The organism is Geodermatophilus sp. SYSU D01180, assembly GCF_054050415.1.
Genome location: NZ_JBJGZH010000008.1, coordinates 109,904 through 125,629, shown reverse-complemented (window position 1 = coordinate 125,629; position 15,726 = coordinate 109,904). Strand labels below are relative to the sequence as shown.

General features: G+C 76.1%; 16 protein-coding genes. 10 read left to right on the top strand and 6 right to left on the bottom strand.

Going from position 1 to position 15,726, the window contains the following annotated elements:
* Positions 1-2 precede the first annotated feature (2 nt).
* Positions 3-698 carry a MucR family transcriptional regulator gene (locus ACI8AA_RS09970; protein WP_457044305.1) on the top strand — a complete coding sequence of 232 codons (696 nt, stop codon included), beginning with the start codon at positions 3-5 and terminating at the stop codon, positions 696-698.
* A 22-nt stretch (positions 699-720) separates the two neighbouring features.
* Here ACI8AA_RS09970 and disA read toward each other — a convergent pair whose 3' ends face one another.
* The 3 genes from disA to ACI8AA_RS09955 all read right to left on the bottom strand — a co-directional run bounded on the left by disA (position 721) and on the right by ACI8AA_RS09955 (position 3,970).
* Complete coding sequence (disA, locus tag ACI8AA_RS09965) at positions 721-1,809, bottom strand: DNA integrity scanning diadenylate cyclase DisA (protein ID WP_387987151.1); 1,089 nt, start codon at positions 1,807-1,809, stop codon at positions 721-723.
* Between the two features lie 87 nt (positions 1,810-1,896).
* A complete protein-coding gene (gene radA / locus ACI8AA_RS09960) occupies positions 1,897-3,267 on the bottom strand; it encodes a DNA repair protein RadA (RefSeq protein ID WP_457044304.1) in 1,371 nt (456 codons plus the stop codon).
* 76 nt (positions 3,268-3,343) lie between these two features.
* Positions 3,344-3,970: a copper chaperone PCu(A)C gene (locus ACI8AA_RS09955; protein WP_457044303.1), complete on the bottom strand. Its 627-nt coding sequence runs from the start codon at positions 3,968-3,970 to the stop codon at positions 3,344-3,346.
* 110 nt (positions 3,971-4,080) lie between these two features.
* Here ACI8AA_RS09955 and ACI8AA_RS09950 point away from each other — a divergent pair, with 110 nt between their 5' ends.
* The 3 genes from ACI8AA_RS09950 to ACI8AA_RS09940 all read left to right on the top strand — a co-directional run bounded on the left by ACI8AA_RS09950 (position 4,081) and on the right by ACI8AA_RS09940 (position 7,321).
* Entirely contained in the window at positions 4,081-5,646 is a 1,566-nt protein-coding gene (locus ACI8AA_RS09950; protein WP_457044302.1) for a cryptochrome/photolyase family protein, read from the top strand.
* Between the two features lie 77 nt (positions 5,647-5,723).
* The gene (locus tag ACI8AA_RS09945; RefSeq protein ID WP_457044301.1) at positions 5,724-6,344 is read left to right on the top strand and encodes an RNA polymerase sigma factor; all 621 of its coding nucleotides are present in this window, start codon (positions 5,724-5,726) and stop codon (positions 6,342-6,344) included.
* Complete coding sequence (locus tag ACI8AA_RS09940; RefSeq protein ID WP_457044300.1) at positions 6,341-7,321, top strand: hypothetical protein; 981 nt, start codon at positions 6,341-6,343, stop codon at positions 7,319-7,321. Before ACI8AA_RS09945 ends, ACI8AA_RS09940 begins: the two co-directional genes overlap by 4 nt.
* Positions 7,322-7,339: 18 nt before the next feature.
* Here ACI8AA_RS09940 and ACI8AA_RS09935 read toward each other — a convergent pair whose 3' ends face one another.
* Positions 7,340-8,194 carry a UbiA family prenyltransferase gene (locus tag ACI8AA_RS09935; RefSeq protein WP_457044299.1) on the bottom strand — a complete coding sequence of 285 codons (855 nt, stop codon included), beginning with the start codon at positions 8,192-8,194 and terminating at the stop codon, positions 7,340-7,342.
* Between the two features lie 121 nt (positions 8,195-8,315).
* On the opposite strand from ACI8AA_RS09935, the gene ACI8AA_RS09930 reads away from it, so the two are divergent.
* The 6 genes from ACI8AA_RS09930 to ACI8AA_RS09905 all read left to right on the top strand — a co-directional run bounded on the left by ACI8AA_RS09930 (position 8,316) and on the right by ACI8AA_RS09905 (position 13,035).
* Complete coding sequence (locus ACI8AA_RS09930) at positions 8,316-8,798, top strand: CarD family transcriptional regulator (RefSeq protein WP_073418385.1); 483 nt, start codon at positions 8,316-8,318, stop codon at positions 8,796-8,798.
* 32 nt (positions 8,799-8,830) lie between these two features.
* Positions 8,831-9,493 (top strand): 2-C-methyl-D-erythritol 4-phosphate cytidylyltransferase, encoded by a 663-nt coding sequence (ispD, locus tag ACI8AA_RS09925; protein WP_457044298.1) that lies wholly within the window; start codon positions 8,831-8,833, stop codon positions 9,491-9,493.
* The gene (gene ispF / locus ACI8AA_RS09920) at positions 9,490-9,993 is read left to right on the top strand and encodes a 2-C-methyl-D-erythritol 2,4-cyclodiphosphate synthase (RefSeq protein ID WP_457044297.1); all 504 of its coding nucleotides are present in this window, start codon (positions 9,490-9,492) and stop codon (positions 9,991-9,993) included. The genes ispD and ispF overlap by 4 nt, the downstream gene beginning before the upstream one ends.
* Positions 9,994-10,114: 121 nt before the next feature.
* Positions 10,115-11,518 carry a cysteine--tRNA ligase gene (gene cysS / locus ACI8AA_RS09915; RefSeq protein ID WP_457044296.1) on the top strand — a complete coding sequence of 468 codons (1,404 nt, stop codon included), beginning with the start codon at positions 10,115-10,117 and terminating at the stop codon, positions 11,516-11,518.
* Complete coding sequence (gene rlmB / locus ACI8AA_RS09910; protein ID WP_457044295.1) at positions 11,500-12,474, top strand: 23S rRNA (guanosine(2251)-2'-O)-methyltransferase RlmB; 975 nt, start codon at positions 11,500-11,502, stop codon at positions 12,472-12,474. Before cysS ends, rlmB begins: the two co-directional genes overlap by 19 nt.
* Before the next feature lie 144 nt (positions 12,475-12,618).
* The gene (locus ACI8AA_RS09905) at positions 12,619-13,035 is read left to right on the top strand and encodes a cupin domain-containing protein (protein WP_457044294.1); all 417 of its coding nucleotides are present in this window, start codon (positions 12,619-12,621) and stop codon (positions 13,033-13,035) included.
* 2 nt (positions 13,036-13,037) lie between these two features.
* On the opposite strand, the gene ACI8AA_RS09900 is transcribed toward ACI8AA_RS09905, so the two are convergent.
* Positions 13,038-14,303: a DUF445 domain-containing protein gene (locus tag ACI8AA_RS09900; protein WP_457044293.1), complete on the bottom strand. Its 1,266-nt coding sequence runs from the start codon at positions 14,301-14,303 to the stop codon at positions 13,038-13,040.
* 60 nt (positions 14,304-14,363) lie between these two features.
* Positions 14,364-15,623: a S1C family serine protease gene (locus ACI8AA_RS09895; RefSeq protein ID WP_457044292.1), complete on the bottom strand. Its 1,260-nt coding sequence runs from the start codon at positions 15,621-15,623 to the stop codon at positions 14,364-14,366.
* Positions 15,624-15,726 lie beyond the last annotated feature (103 nt).

Here is a 15,726-nt window from a genome sequence, read left to right as displayed (position 1 = left end):
TCGTGCTGCACCCGGTCGGGCCCCTGCCGGCCGCCGTCTACTGGCGACGGCGGCTGCTCGTGCTCCTCCTGCTCGTCGCGGTCGTCGGCGGCGGGACCTGGCTCGGGGTGGCGCTGGCGGGCGGCGACCCGGAGGGCCGGGCCACGGCCGCCGGCACCTCGGAGGCGGCGTCGACGGCGCCGGCCGACGCGGAGGTGCCCGCCCTGGACCGGGTCCTCCCGTCGCTGGCCGGCGTGCAGACCCCCACGCCGCCGCCCACCCCGACGCCCGCCGCGCCCCCGGCTCCGGCCGCCCCGGTGCAGGAGGCCGGCGCCCCGTGCGGCGACGACGTCGTCGCGCTGGAGGTGCGCACGCCCGGCACCGTGACCTCCGGCTCCTCGCCGACGCTCGAGCTCGTGGTCACCAACACCGCCGCGGTGCCGTGCACCCGCGTGCTGGACAAGCAGGTGCAGGAGATGGTGCTGCTCGACGCGGCCGGGACCCGGCTGTGGGGCAGCAACGACTGCCAGCCCGAGACCAGCAGCGACACCCGCACGCTGCAGCCCGGTGAGCAGGTGGTGTTCCCGCTGGTGTGGAGCGGCCTGACCAGCGAGCCGACCTGCACCGCCGAGCGCGTGCCGGTGGCCCCGGGTCAGTACGTGCTGCGTGCCCGACTGGACACCGCGACCAGCCCGGACGCCGTCCTGCAGGTGACCTGAGCGCGGCCGAGGACGGGAGCCGTCAGCTGTAGCGGTCGAGGATCGAGGTCTCGGCCAGCCGGGACAGGCCCTCGCGGATGCCGCGGGCGCGGGCCTCGCCGACGCCCTCGACGGCGAGCAGGTCCTCGATGGTGGCCGCCAGCAGCTTCTGCAGGCCGCCGAAGTGGTCGACCAGCCGGTCGATGATCGCCGCGGGCAGCCGCGGCACCCGGGCCAGCAGCCGGTAGCCGCGCGGGCTGACGGGGGAGTCCAGCGCGTCGGCCGAGGTGGGCAGCCCGTAGCAGCGCGAGACGGCGGACAGGTCCAGCAGCTCGGTGGCAGACAGCGCCCGCAGCTCGGCCAGCACGTCCTCGATGGTGCGCGGCCGGCGGGTGCCCGCGGCGGGCAGGTAGTCGCGCACCAGCAGCGCGCGGTCCTCCTCGACGCCGGCGAGCATCTCGTCCAGCTGCAGGGCCAGCAGCCGGCCGTCGGTGCCCAGCTCGACGACGAAGCCCTCGATCTCGTCGGCGATCCGCCGGACCATCTCCAGCCGCTGGCTGACGCTCATCGCGTCGCGGACCGTCACCAGGTCCTCGATCTCCAGCGCCGAGAGGGTGCTGGCGACCTCGTCGAGGCGCAGCTTGTACCGCTCCAGCGCCGCGAGGGCCTGGTTGGCGCGGGCGAGGATCGTCGTCGGGTGCTCGAGCGTGTAGCGCCGGCCGGCCACGTAGACGCTGATGATGTGCATCGACTGGCTGACCGAGATCACCGGGAACCCGGTCTGCACGGCCACCCGCTCGGCGGTCCGGTGCCGGGTGCCCGACTCCTCGGTGGGCACGGTCGGGTCGGGCATCAGGTGCACGCCGGCCCGGACGATGCGCAGCCCGTCGGAGGACAGGATCACCGCGCCGTCCATCTTGGCCAGCTCGCGCAGCCGGGTCGCCGACAGTGCGACGTCCAGGGCGAACCCGCCGGTGCAGATGGACTCCACGACCCGGTCGTAGCCGAGCACGATCAGGGCGCCGGTGCGGCCGGCCAGGATGCGCTCCAGGCCGTCGCGCAACGCGGTCCCCGGGGCGATGCGGCCGAGCAGTTCGCGCAGGGCGACCTCGGAGTCCACAGCGGGGGGCACGGGCGCTCCTGACGTCGTCGTGGTACGGCAACCGAGTCTACGTGGCACGCCGACCTGCCGGTCGGGACCGGGGTGTGGTGAGCAGGCTCACCCCGGGAAGAGCCCGGCGAGCGCTGCTCCCAGGTCGGGCACCTCCATGAGCCGGATGGCCTTGGGGGCCTGGCCGGCGTCCGGCGGGACCAGCGCGAGCCGGTAACCCTGGCGGGCGGCCTCGGCCAGCCGCCGGCCGGTGCCGCCGACCCGCCGGATCTCCCCGGACAGACCCACCTCGCCCAGCGCGATCATCCCCTCGGGCAGCGGGGTGTCCCGCGACGCCGAGGCGATCGCCAGCGCGAGTGCGAGGTCGGCCGCGGGCTCGGCGATCTTCACGCCGCCGACGGAGGCGGCGAACACGTCGGCGTCGGCCAGCCGGACGCCGCCGCGCCGCTCGACGACGGCGTTGACCATCGCGACCCGCTGCGAATCCAGCCCGCTGACCGCCCGCCGCGGCGAGCCGCCGCCGGTGTTGGTGGCGACGAGGGCCTGCACCTCGGCCAGCAGCGGCCGGCTGCCCTCCATGGTCACCGTGACGCAACTGCCGGGCACCGAGGCGGTGCGGCGCGAGACGAACAGGTGGGAGGGGTCGGGGACGCCGACCACCCCGCCGTCGCCGATCTCGAAGCAGCCGATCTCGTCGGCCGGGCCGAACCGGTTCTTGGTGGCGCGCACCAGGCGCAGCGTGGAGTGCCGCTCCCCGTCGAAGGACACGACGACGTCGACCAGGTGCTCCAGCGCCCGCGGCCCGGCGATCGCGCCGTCCTTGGTGACGTGCCCGACGAGGATCGTCGTCATCCCGCGGGACTTGGCGACGGCGGTGAGCGCGGTGGCCACCGAGCGGACCTGGGTGGCGCCGCCGTCGGTGCCGTCGACCGCGGAGGAGCGGACGGTCTGCACGCTGTCGAGCACCAGCAGCGAGGGCGCCACCTGCTCGACGTGGGCGAGGACGGCCGACAGCTCGGTCTCGGCGGCGAGGTAGAGCCGGTCGTGCAGGGCGCCGATCCGCTCGGCGCGCAGCCGCACCTGCGCGGCGGACTCCTCGCCCGAGACCACCAGCGTGGGCCCGTTGGACTCCGCGACCCGGTGGGCGACCTCGAGCAGCAGCGTGGACTTGCCCACGCCGGGCTCGCCGGCGACGAGGACCACTGCGCCGGGCACCAGGCCGCCGCCGAGGACGCGGTCGAACTCGGGGATGCCGGTGGGCACCGCCCGCGCGCCGTCGAGCTGGACCTGGGCGATCGGCCGGGCGGGCGCGGTGACCGGGCCGGCGGCGACCGAGCGCAGCGCCGGCGCGGCGGGCCCGACCTCCTGCAGCGTGCCCCAGGCCTGGCACTCCGGGCACTTGCCCATCCACTTCGCCGACGAGAAGCCGCACTCGGTGCAGCGGTGGGCGGGACGGGCGGACTTCACTCCGGAGGGCACGCCGCCACGGTAGGTGGGGGTACCGACACTCCCGGGGAGGCCGGGCGGGTCACCGGAGGCAGGTCACCCCGGGCCGTCACTCGGCCTGGGTGTCCTCCTCGCTCTCCGGGTTCTCCTCCTCGAGGCCCTCCTCGAAGTCGAAGCTCTCGCCCCGCTCGATCTCCTCGTCCGGACCGGCCACCAACGCCTGCGTGGTGATCTCGCCGGCCTGCTCGAAGGTCAGGGTGAGCGTCAGGGTCTGCCCGGCCGTGAGCTCCTCGCCGAGGTCCTGCAGCGTGACCGTCGCGCCGTCCTCGCGCCCGATGTAGAGCGCGGAGTCGGCCGGGACGTCCAGCGACACCCGGCTGCTCGCCGTCGGCGTCGCGCCCGGCACGGTGGGCGCCGGGACGGCCGAGGTGCCGGACGCCGAGACGACCACGCCGTCGAAGCCCTCGCCCTCGATGCCGGTGAGGGTGTCGTCCTCGTTCGAGGCGTTGACGATCGTGAGGATCAGCTCGGCGTCGTCACCCTCCTCGTACCGCTCGTTCTCGGGGTAGGCGATCAGCACCTGGCGCAGCAGGATGTCCTCCACCTGCGCCTGGGGGCCGACCTTGTCGCGGTCCTGGGTGCCGGTCTGCGAGACCTGGCCGGCGCTGCAGGCGCCGAGCGCGACCGGGCTGAGGACGAGGGCACCCATCACGGCGGCGCGCAGCGCGCGGTTCACAGCGGTCGACCTCCACGGGGGAAACAGCAGCCGGCCACCGTGCGTCTCGATGGCCCGAGTCGCGCCGAGCCTAACGGTCCGCCCACCATGTCCGCCGGGAGGTGAGGCCGATGGGGCGCCCAGGACCCGGCGCCGGTGGACAGCCGCGCGACCCCGCCCTCGCTGACTTCCCCGAACGGTCGCCCGGTACGCGTCGGTGGACCTTCGCCGACCAGCTCGGCCCGCACTTCCTCGACGCGCCCGGCCAGCCGGTGCTCCTGGTCGAGTCGAGGGCGGTGTTCGCCCGCCGGCGGTTCCACCGGCAGAAGGCCCACCTGGTGCTCTCCGCGCTGCGCCACCGGGCCGCCGAGCTGGGGGACCAGGCCGACTTCCACCAGGTCACCACCTACGCCGAGGCCCTGGACCGGTACGACGAGCCGCTGAGCGTCTGCGCCCCCACCACCTGGAGCAGCCGCGACTACGTGCTGCGCCGCCCCGGCCTGCAGGTGCTCGCCGCCCGCGGCTTCGTCAGCAGCCAGGCCGAGTTCGCCCGGTGGGCGGAGGGCCGCGGCCGCCGCCGGCTGCTGATGGAGGACTTCTACCGCGACGCCCGCCGCCGCCTCGACGTCCTCATGGACGGCGCCGAGCCGCTGGGCGGGCAGTGGAACCGCGACCACGAGAACCGTGAGCCCGCCCCGCGGGACGGCCGCTCCCCGGCCCCGGAGCCGTGGTGGCCGGCCGAGGACGAGATCGACGAGCAGGTGCGCGCCGACCTCGACCGCTGGGAGGCCGCCGGCGAGGTCTCCTTCGTCGGCGACGACGGGCCGCGGCGGTTCCCCGTCACCCGCGAGGAGGCGCTCACCCGGCTGGCCGACTTCCTCACGAGCCGGCTGGGCGTCTTCGGCCCGCACGAGGACGCGATGCTCGCCGGTGAGCGCTGGCTGGCGCACTCACTGCTGTCGCCGGCGATCAACCTCGGCCTGCTCGACCCGCTGGAGGTGGTGCACGCCGCCGAGGACGCCGCCCGCGCGGCCGCCGCCGACGGCGCCCCGCTGCCGCTCAACAGCGTCGAGGGCTTCGTCCGCCAGGTGATGGGCTGGCGGGACTACGTCTGGCACACCTACTGGCACTTCGGCCGCGACTACCGGCACCGCAACGCCCTCCGCGCCACCGAGCCGGTGCCGGGGTGGCTGGCCGGGCTGGACGGGGACGCCGTCGACGCCGCGTGCCTGTCCGGCGTCCTCACCGACCTGCGCCGCGACGGGTGGGTGCACCACATCCCGCGGCTGATGGTGCTCGGCAACTACGCGCTGCAGCGCGGCATCGACCCGCTGGCGATGACCGACTGGTTCCACCGCACGTTCGTCGACGGCTACGACTGGGTGATGGTCGCCAACGTCGTCGGGATGAGCCAGCACGCCGACGGCGGGGCGCTGGCCACCAAGCCCTACGCGGCCGGCGGGGCCTACATCGACCGGATGAGCGACTACTGCGGCGGCTGCCCCTACGACCCGCGGCGGCGCCTCGGCGACGACGCCTGCCCCTACACCGCCGGTTACTGGGCCTTCCTCGAGCGCAACCGCGAGCGGCTGGCCGGCAACCAGCGGATGCGCCGTCCGCTGCAGGGCCTCGACCGGTTGAGGGACCTGCCGCTCGTCGTCGAGCAGGAGGCCGCCCGGGGCACCGCCGCCCCCTGATCGGGGGACGGACGGTCCAGTTCCGCGTCCGGCCTGCCGATGCCTCCCCCTGCACGGGGACGGCACGGGAGGTGCGGATGGCGGTCGGTGCCGCGTTCGACGACGTCCTCGCGGCGGCCCGGGCGGGCGCCGCGTGGGCCTTCGAGGTGCTCTACCGGGACCTGTCCCCGGTGGTCACCGGGTACCTGCGGCTGCACGGCGCCCCGGATCCCGACGACCTGGCCAGCGAGACCTTCCTCGCGGTCTTCCGCGGGCTGTCCGGCTTCACCGGTGACGAGGCGGGGCTGCGGTCGTGGGTGTTCACCATCGCCCACCGGCGGCTGGTCGACGACCTGCGCCGGCGCAGCCGCCGCCCGCAACTTGCGGACGGGGGCGCGGACCTGCTGCCGGAGGTCGCCGGCGGGGACGTGGAGGACGACGTCCTGACCCGGCTGGGCGCCGAGGCGGTGCACCGGCTGTGCGCCGGCCTGCCGGAGGACCAGCGCTCGGTCCTGCTGCTGCGGGTCCTGGCCGACCTCGCCGTCGAGCAGGTCGCCGCGGTGATGGGCCGGTCCGTGGCCTCGGTCAAGGCGCTGCAGCGGCGCGGCCTGCGCCGGCTGCGCGAGGACCTGGAGTCCGCTAGGACCACCCCGACGAGGGGGACGGCGACGGGCCGCGCACCCCTGCGGGCCCGTCCGGCGATGACGGGGGCGAGATGACCACGCCAGCCGACGCCCGGACCGCCGAGCAGGCCCTCGAGGCCTGCCTCGCCGGCCGTCCCGTGCCCGAGGGCGCGCAGTACCTGGCCGCGTTCACCGACGCGGTCCGGTCCGCGGCCACCGCGCCGGGCCGCCCGAACGCGGCCCTGGCCGAGCTGCTGGCGACCGGTCTGCTCACCGACCAGTCGGACCCGTCCACGCGGACGACCGGGCACCCCGCCCGGGCCTCACGGAAGAGACCCCGCATGTTCATCACCTCCCTCGCCGTCAAGTTCGCCGCGCTCTCCGCGGTCGCCAAGGCCGCCGTCGCCGGTGGCGCCGTCGCGGTCGCCCTGACCGCCGGCACGACCGCCGCCGTCGTCCTGCCCGAGGACACCACCCCCGCCCTCGTGGAGGCCGGCGACGGCACGGTCGCCGACGACACCGTCACCGACGGCGGCGCGCCGACCGAGGACGACGGGACCGCGACCGACGACACGACCGACGACACGGACACGACCGAGGGCACGACCGGCGAGCCCACCGAGGACGACACCACCGAGGAGGGCGCCGAGGAGGAGGTCGCGGAGGAGGAGCCCGCCACCGAGCCCACGACCCCCGGGGACGACCCGCTCGCCGGTATCGACGCGGACCAGCCCTTCGGCCACTTCGTGCACGCGATCATCGCGGCGAGCCGGGCGTCCGGTGACAAGGTCGGCCCGGCGGTCAGCGCCACGGCACACGCTCGCAACACGGCCCGTCAGGAGGCCCGCCAGGGCACCGTGACCGAGCAGCCGGAGACCGAGCCGGTCACCGAGCCCGTCATCGAGGAGCCGGTGACCGAGGAGCAGGAGGCCGTGGCCCCGGCGCCCACCCCCGAGGAGCCCGTCGCCACCACCTCCACCGGCGGCAACGGCCACGGCAACGGCGGTGACGGCGGCAACGGCAACGGCAACGGCAACGGTGGCGGCAACGGCCACGGCAACGGCCGGAAGTGACCGACGGCGGAGCCGCGCTCAGGTGAGCGCGGCCCCGCCCGCCAGCAGCAGCACCACGTCGAGCACGGTCAGCAGCATCACCGCCGGGAAGGCCAGCCGGCGGAAGGGCGCGGTCCCGGCCAGGGCGGCGACGGCGACCGCGGGCACCGCCAGCACCAGCCCCGCCCAGCCCCACCACGCGGGCGGGCCGGCCGGGCCGAGCACGAGCACCAGCGACGCCGTCCCGAGCAGCAGCGCTCCCAGGACCGCCGACACGCGGGGACCCAGCCGGTGCGGCAGCCCGCGCACCCCGGTCGCCAGGTCGTCGGCGATGTCGGGGGCCACGTTGGCCAGGTGGGCCGCCGCGCCCAGGGCAGCGCCGGCCGTCGGCAGCCACCACGGCGCGACCGGGACGCCCGGCGCCGCGGCCACCACCCCGGCGGGCAGCGCGCCGAAACCGGTGACGTAGGGGAGCCCGGAGGCCACCGTGCGCTTCAGACCCGCGTTGTAGGCCCAACCGCTGGCCACCAGCACCAGCAGCAGGAGTCCGGGCACCCAGCCCAGCGCCAGGGACAGGACGACGGCCGCCGCGGCCGCGCCGAGGGCCGCCGCGCGCAGCGTGGCGGGGGCGACGGCGCCCTGCACGACCGGCTTGTCGGCCCGCGCGACGGCGCGGTCGCGGTCGGCGTCGAGCCAGTCGTTGCTCCACCCGATGGACGCCTGACCTGCGAGGACGGCCAGCCCCAGGAGCACGACGCGCCCCGGGGACACCTGCGCGGTGCCGGCGAGGAGGGTCGCCACGACGGTGACCGCGACCGCCGGCGGCGCGTGCGTGGCCAGGACGAGCGCGCGGACGGAGGCGCCCCGCGAGGCCCGGGCAGGCACACCGACCACGCGCTGTCAACCCCTCCCGGGTACTTCATCAGGCCTCTGACCTGCGGATATCCCTCGGCGGACCGTTCCGGCCGTCAGTGTGCCGTGCTAACCTGGGTACAGCGAAAGGGGTCACACACACATGGGCTTCACTGTCGGCGAGACCGTCGTCTACCCGCACCACGGTGCCGCTCTGATCGAGGCGATCGAGACGCGGGTCATCAAGGGTGAAGAGAAGGCCTACCTCGTGCTGAAGGTCGCCCAGGGCGACCTGACCGTGCGCGTGCCGGCCGACAACGCAGAGATCGTCGGCGTCCGTGACGTCGTCGGTCAGGACGGGCTCAACCGCGTGTTCGAGGTCCTGCGGGCCCCGCACACCGAGGAGCCGACCAACTGGTCGCGCCGCTACAAGGCCAACCTCGAGAAGCTGGCCTCCGGCGACGTCAACAAGGTGGCCGAGGTCGTCCGCGACCTGTGGCGCCGCGACAAGGACCGTGGCCTCTCCGCCGGCGAGAAGCGGATGCTGTCCAAGGCCCGCCAGATCCTGGTGAGCGAGCTCGCGCTCGCCGAGGGGACCAACGAGGACAAGGCCGAGGTGCTGCTCGACGAGGTCCTCGCCAGCTGACCCCCGCACCCTCGCTCTCCCGGACCACTCCCGTGTCCGCTGTCGGCATCGTCGCAGCGGCCGGGAGTGGTTCGCGTCTGGGGGCGGACAGGCCCAAGGCGCTCGTCGAGCTGGCCGGCCGCCCGCTGGTCCGCTGGGCGGTGGACACGCTGCTGGCCGGCGGCGTCGACGAGGTCGTCGTCGCGGTGCCCGCGGCCGAGCGCGACGCCTTCGCCGCCGTCCTGCCCGACCGGGTCCGCCTCGTCGAGGGCGGCGCCACCCGCACCGCCTCGGTCCGCGCCGCGCTGTCGGCCGCCGACCCCCGCGCCGAGGCCGTCCTCGTGCACGACGCCGCCCGTCCGCTGACCCCGCCGGACGTGGTGGCCCGCGTGCTGACGGCGCTGTCCGCCGGTGCGCCCGCCGTCGTCCCGGTGCTGCCGGTCGTGGACACCACCGTCGTCGTCGACGCGGCCGGCACCGTGACCGCGGCGCCCGACCGCGCGCCGCTCCGCCGGGTGCAGACCCCGCAGGGCTTCTCCTCCCGCGTGCTCGCCGAGGCCTACGACGCCCTGCCGGTCGGTGAGGAGCTGACCGACGACGCCGCCGTCGTCCGCGCGATCGGCGTCCCCGTGAGCACCGTGGCCGGCGACGAGCGGGCCGCGAAGGTGACCGTGCCGCACGACCTGCACCTGGCCGCCCTGCAGGCCGCCCGGTGAGCGACGACCTGGCCCGGGTCGGCCTCGGCGTCGACGTGCACCCGGTCGAGGCCGGCCGGGACTGCTGGCTGGCCGGGCTGCAGTGGCCCGGCGCCGACGGCTGCGCCGGGCACTCCGACGGCGACGTCGTCGCCCACGCCCTCACCGACGCGGTGCTGTCCGCGGCCGGCCTCGGCGACATCGGCGGGCTGCTCGGCACCGACGACCCGCGCTGGGCCGGCGCCCGTGGCGTCGCCGTGCTCGAGCACGTGCGGGAGACCCTGGCCGCGGCCGGCTGGCGGGTCGGCAACGCCGCCGTGCAGCTCGTGGCGCCCACGCCGAAGCTCGGCCCGCGCCGGGCCGAGGCCGAGGCGGCGCTGTCCGCGGCGCTGGGCGCCCCGGTGAGCGTCACCGCCACCACCACCGACGGGCTGGGCCTGGTCGGCCGCGGCGAGGGCCGGGCCGCCCTCGCGACGGCGCTGGTCGTCCGGGTGGGCTCCGCGGACTCCGCGCTCGGCTGACGCCGCGCTCCGCAGACTCCGCGCTCGGCTGACGCCGCGCTCCGCAGACTCCGCGCTCGGCTGACGCCGCGCTCCGCAGACTCCGCGCTCGGCTGACGGCGCGCTCCGTAGACTCCGCGCAGTGAGCCTCCGCCTGTACGACACGGCCGCGCGCGCGGTCCGGGACTTCACGCCCCTGCGTCCCGGCGAGGCCTCGGTGTACGTCTGCGGGCTCACCGTCCAGGGGCCGCCGCACGTCGGGCACGTGCGCGCCGCCGTCGCCTTCGACGTCCTGCGCCGCTGGCTGACCGCGAGCGGGCTCGAGGTCACCTACGTCCGCAACGTCACCGACATCGACGACAAGATCCTCGCCAAGGCCGCCGAGCACGGCGTCCCGTGGTGGGCCTGGGCGTACACCAACGAGCTGGCCTGCACCCGCGCCTACGACGCCCTGGGGGTCCTGCCGCCCACCTACGAGCCGCGCGCGACCGGGCACGTCACGGACATGGTGGCGCTGGTCGAGCGGCTGGTGGAGCGCGGGCACGCCTACACCGTCGACGGCGACGCCTACTTCGACGTCCGCAGCTTCCCCCGCTACGGCGAGCTGACCCGGCAGGCGCTGGGCGACCTGCAGCCGGCCGCCGACACCGACACCGACGAGCGCAAGCGCGACCCCCGCGACTTCGCGCTGTGGAAGGCGCACAAGCCCGGCGAGCCGGAGACCGCGAGCTGGCCGACCCCCTGGGGCGCCGGCCGGCCCGGCTGGCACCTGGAGTGCTCGGCGATGGCGGGGCGCTACCTCGGCGCCGAGTTCGACATCCACGGCGGCGGGCTGGACCTGCGCTTCCCGCACCACGAGAACGAGCGCGCCCAGTCGATGGCCGCCGGCCTGCCGTTCACCCGCTACTGGATGCACAACGGCTGGGTCACCCTCGGCGGCGAGAAGATGAGCAAGTCGCTGGGCAACACCGCGCTGGTCGACGAGGTGGTCCGCCGGGTGCGGCCGGTCGAGCTGCGCTACTACCTGGTCGCGCCGCACTACCGGTCCACCGTCGAGTTCACCGATGCCGCGCTGGCCGAGGCGGGCGCCGCCTACCGGCGGATCGAGTCGTTCGTGCACCGCGCCGCGGAGCGGGTCGGCCGGGACACCCCGACCAGCCTGCCGCCGGCGTTCCGCGAGGCCATGGACGACGACCTGGGCACCCCGGCCGCGATCGCCGTCGTCCACGAGGTCGTCCGCACCGGCAACACCGTCCTGGCCGAGGGCGACGACGCCGCGCTGGCCGACGCGCTCGGCGCCGTCCGGGGCATGCTGGACGTGCTGGGGCTGGACCCGCTCGACCCGCACTGGGCGGCCGGCGGGGGTGCCGGCGACCGGCTGGCCGAGGTCACCGACGGCCTGGTCCGGCTGGCGCTGGAGCAGCGGCAGGCCGCCCGCGCCCGCAAGGACTACGCGGCGGCCGACGCGCTGCGCGACCAGCTCACCGCCCTCGGCGTGCAGGTCGAGGACACCCCGCAGGGACCCCGATGGGAGCTGACCCGCTGATGGCCGGAAACAGCCAGCGCCGCGGCCGCACGAGCGGCGCGGGCAAGAAGGGCGCCACCGCCGGCACCGGCGGCAAGAACCGCCGGGCGCTGGCCGGCCGGGGGGCGACCCCGCCGGCCGAGAAGCGCACGGGACACCCGGCGCAGCGCCGCGCGCAGGCCGACGCCCGCCGCCGCGCCGAGCGCGATCGCAGCCGCCAGCGCGCCGAGGAGGCGCCGGAGCTGCTGCTCGGCCGCAACCCCGTCGTCGAGGCGCTGCGCGCGCAGATCCCGGCGACGGCGCTGTACGTCGTCACCGGGGACACCGCCCGCGCCGACGAGCGGGTGACCGAGGCGGTGCAGCTGGCCGCCGACCGCGGACTGCCGCTGCTCGAGGTCGGCAGGGCGGAGTTCGACCGGATGTCGAACAACGCGCTGCACCAGGGCATCGGGCTGCAGGTCCCGCCCTACGAGTACGCGCACCCCGACGACCTGCTCGACGTCGCCCGCGACTCCGGCCGCCCGCCGCTGGTCGTGGCCATGGACGGCGTCACCGATCCGCGCAACCTCGGCGCGGTGGTCCGCTCGGCCGCCGCCTTCGACGCGCACGGCGTCGTCGTGCCGCAGCGGCGCGCGGTCGGGATGACCGCCTCGGCGTGGCGTACCAGCGCCGGCGCCGCCGCCCGGCTGCCGGTGGCCCGCGCGGTCAACCTGGCCCGCGCGCTGGCCTCCTACCAGGACGCCGGGCTGCAGACGGTCGGCCTGGCCGGCGACGGCGACGTGGACATCGCCGACTACGACGGCCTCGCCGACCCGGTGGCGCTGGTCGTGGGTGCGGAGGGCGCGGGGCTGTCCCGGCTGGTGCGCGAGCGGTGCGACGTCGTCGTCCGCATCCCGATCGCCCGCGACACCGAGTCGCTCAATGTGAGCGTCGCGGCGTCCATCGCCCTCTACGCCGCCGCTCAGGCGCGTCTATGACACGGCGGTCCTGCCGGACCGCACCGCGGCCAGGTGCCGTCCCCCGGACGCCATGAGCCCCGACGGACGCATCCCTCCTCGGGGACCCTCCGGGCCCCGCTCGTCGGTCGCAGCCACGCGGCCAGGTGCCGTCCCCCGGACGCCATGAGCCCCGACGGACGCATCCCTCCTCGGGGACCCTCCGGGCCCCGCTCGTCGGTCGCAGCGACTGCAACCCGGCTGGGGCTGGAGCCGCACCCCGAGGGCGGCTGGTACCGGCGCACCTGGACCTCGCCCGCCACGGCCGGTGACCGCCCGGCCGCGACGGCGATCCTCTACCTGCTCGCGCCGGGGGAGCGCTCGGCGCCGCACACCGTCGACGCCGACGAGCTGTGGCTCTGGCACGGCCCGGGGTCGCTGGTGCTGCACGTCGGCGACGCGCGCACGGTGCTCGACGCGGCGCACCCGCAGGTGCTCGTGCCCGCCGGCGCCCGGCAGGCGACCGACCCGGCGGAGGACGAGGTGCTGGTGACCTGCGTCGTCTCGCCCGGCTTCGCGTGGAGCGGCTTCCGGCTGGTCTGAGCTCAGCCCAGCAGCTGGGCGAGGGTGTAGATGACCAGCCCGGCCAGCCCGCCGACGACGGTGCCGTTGATGCGGATGAACTGCAGGTCGCGGCCGACCTGCAGCTCGATGCGGCGGCTGGTCTCCTCGGTGTCCCAGCGGGCGACGGTGCTGCCGACGACGTCGGCCAGGTCGCCGGCGAAGCGCTCCACCAGGTAGCCGGCCACCCGCACCGACTGCCGCTGCACCCGCTCGCGCACCCGCGGGTCGGTCTGCAGCAGCCTGGCGGCGTCGCGGATCATGCCGGTCACCCGGGACCGCAGCTCCGAGTCCGGGTCGGCGGCGGCGGCGAGGAACGAGGACTTCGCGTTGGTCCACAGCGACGAGGACCAGGTGCGCACCGCCGGGTGGTCGAGCAGCTCCTTCTTGAACCCCTCGACGCGGGCGGCGGTGTCGGGGTCGGTGCGCAGGTCGTGCACGTAGGCGCGCAGCCGGGCGTCGTACACCCGCCGCAGCTCGTGGTCGCGGTCGGCGCCGACCTCCTCCAGGAAGCCCTGCACGCCGGCGAACACGCGGTCGAACACCCGGTCGTCGACCCAGTTGGGCACCCACGACGGGGAGGCGTCCCCGAGCTGGGCGCGGAACACCACCCGGTTCTCCTCGAGGAACCGGGCGAGGTAGCGCAGGCCCGCCGACAGGACCTCCTGGTGCCGGTTGCCGTCGACCACCAGCTCCAGGACCCGCGCCAGCACCGGCGCGGCCGGCGTCGCGTGCAGCTTGCGGTCCACCAGGCCGGAGACGGCCTGCTGCAGGTCGTCGTCGCGCAGCAGGTCGGTGAGGCCGGACAGCCCGGCGGCGGCGTCACCGGCCAGCCGCTCGGCGCGGCCGGGCGCGGCGAGGAAGGCGCCGAGCCGGCCGGGGACGTCGACGGCGGCGAGCCGGTCCTCGACGACCGAGCGGGTCAGGAAGTTCTCCTGCACGAACGTGCCCAGGCTCGCGCCGATCTGGTCCTTCTTGCGCGGGATGATCGCCGTGTGCGGGATCGGCAGCCGCAGCGGGTGCCGGAACAGCGCGGTGACGGCGAACCAGTCGGCCAGCGCGCCGACCATCGAGGCCTCGGCGGTGGCCCGCACGTACCCGACCCAGGGCCCGGCGGTGTCGCCGAGCAGCACGCAGGCGAGGAAGACGGCCGCGGCCAGCAGGAACAGCCCCGTGGCCAGCCGTTTCATCCGTCGCAGTCCGGCGGCGCGCTCCGGGTCGTCGAGCGAGGAGGCGAGCGGAGCGCTCACAGACGACGACACCCTCCCCAGCCTAGAGGCGGGGGAGGGTGCCATCCCGGGCCGGAGGGGTCAGCCCGCGCTGCTGCCGAGGGTGACCTCGACCGTCGACGTCCCGCCGCCGCGCTGCACGGTCAGCTGCACCTGCGCGCCGGGGGCGGAGCTGCGGATCGCGGCGGTGAGCTCGGTGGAGGTGGTCACCGCCCGGTCGCCGACCGCGGTGACGACGTCGCCGGCCTGCAGGCCCGCCTCCGCGGCGGCCCCGCCGGGCTGCACCTGCACGACCTGCGCGCCGGTGCCCACCTCGGACGAGCCGGTCCCGCCGGCGGTGTGGGCGTTCACCCCGAGGACGGCGTGGGTGGCCGAGCCGGTGTCGACGATCTCCTCGGCGATCCGCTGGGCGGTGTTGCTCGGGATGGCGAACCCGACGCCGATGTTGCCGCTCTGGCCCGACGAGCCGGGCGCGCCCGAGGCCACCGAGGCGATCGCGGTGTTGATGCCGATGACCTCGCCCGCGGCGTCGACCAGCGCGCCGCCGGAGTTGCCGGGGTTGATCGCGGCGTCGGTCTGCAGCGCGTCGATGACGGTGGCGTCGTCCTGGGTGGAGCCGGTGGCCACCGCGCGGTCGGTGGCGCTGACGATCCCGTCGGTCACCGTGTCGGACAGGCCGAGCGGCGCGCCGATCGCGACGGCGAGGTCGCCGACCTGCACGTCGTCGGAGTCGGCGAACGTGGCCGCGGTGAGCCCGCTCGCGCCCTGCAGCCGGATGACGGCGAGGTCCGAGGTCGGGTCGGTGCCGACGACGGTGGCGTCGTAGAGGGTGCCGTCGGAGGTGCGCACCTGGACGGCGGCGTCGCCGGTGCTGCTGTCCAGCGTGACCACGTGGTTGTTGGTCAGCACGTAGCCGTCGTCGGAGAGCACCACGCCCGAGCCGCTGCCCGAGCCCGAGCCGCTGGTGACGTACACGGTGACGACGCTGGGCGAGGCCTTGGCGGCCGCGGCGGTCACCGCGGTCGCGTTCTCCGGGTCGGTGATGACCACCGACTGCGCCGCGGCCGCCGTGCCGCTGCCCCCGCTCCCGCCGCCGGAGGTGAGGGCGACGACCCCCGCCCCGGCGCCGCCGCCGACGAGGGCCCCGGCGAGCAGCCCGGCGACGCCGATCCGCAGCCGGCCCGCCCGCCGCCTCCCCGGGGCCGGCACAGGCGCCGGCGGCGGCAGGGGCGCCGTCGCGGTGCCGGCCGGCGCGTACCAGGAGTCACCGGACGGCGGCGGGGTCCAGCCCGGGGTCGCACCGGTCGGCTGCGCCGGGTTCGGGTACGGGTGTCCGTTCACTGCTGTGGTCCTCCTCTGGGGCGGCCGTCCGCCGCTCTGGGGACCACTGTCGGCGCGGCGTCTGGCGGGGCCCTGCGGAGCGCCTGTGAGGTGTCTGGACGTC

What these genes read in the sequence shown, in the direction of transcription:
- rlmB (WP_457044295.1), top strand. Translation starts at nt 11,500, where the DNA reads ATGGGAGCTGACCCGCTGATGGCCGGAAACAGCCAGCGCCGCGGCCGC.
- ACI8AA_RS09945 (WP_457044301.1), top strand. Translation starts at nt 5,724, where the DNA reads ATGGCGGTCGGTGCCGCGTTCGACGACGTCCTCGCGGCGGCCCGGGCG.
- ACI8AA_RS09940 (WP_457044300.1), top strand. Translation starts at nt 6,341, where the DNA reads ATGACCACGCCAGCCGACGCCCGGACCGCCGAGCAGGCCCTCGAGGCC.
- ACI8AA_RS09950 (WP_457044302.1), top strand. Translation starts at nt 4,081, where the DNA reads ATGGGGCGCCCAGGACCCGGCGCCGGTGGACAGCCGCGCGACCCCGCC.
- ACI8AA_RS09905 (WP_457044294.1), top strand. Translation starts at nt 12,619, where the DNA reads ATGAGCCCCGACGGACGCATCCCTCCTCGGGGACCCTCCGGGCCCCGC.
- ACI8AA_RS09930 (WP_073418385.1), top strand. Translation starts at nt 8,316, where the DNA reads ATGGGCTTCACTGTCGGCGAGACCGTCGTCTACCCGCACCACGGTGCC.